At 24.8% G+C, this 319-nt stretch carries 1 protein-coding gene; it reads right to left on the bottom strand.

Annotated elements, in window-relative coordinates; genetic code table 11:
* The coding region (locus KGF39_RS19635) for a hypothetical protein (protein ID WP_413927106.1) at window positions 1-319 on the bottom strand (319 nt) is incomplete at both ends.

The raw sequence follows: 319 nt of genomic DNA, 5'->3' as shown, positions 1-319 counted from the left end.
ACAAGCATAATGTTTATCATCAGTATCCAAATACTCTCCACTAATACTATTATATTTACCTTTGGTGTAAATATAATCTGATTTTATTAAATTTGGTGTATTTATTTCGGTTGATAATATTTCAATTTTATCTTCTTGACCAACACTTTGTATTCCATTGAAATAACCTATATTAGTATTAGTATAATCACCTTCTAGTATAGTAATATTTAAACTTACTTCATATCCTGTTGTGGATGTCTTGTTGTTTATAATACTCCTTAATACTATATTACAATTGGATAAGTCGTTTAGTGTTGTAAAACTATATTTAAACTTT

Source organism: Clostridioides sp. ZZV14-6345 (assembly GCF_020657775.1).
GTDB lineage: Bacteria > Bacillota > Clostridia > Peptostreptococcales > Peptostreptococcaceae > Clostridioides > Clostridioides difficile_D.
This window is presented reverse-complemented; position numbering and strand designations above follow the sequence as displayed.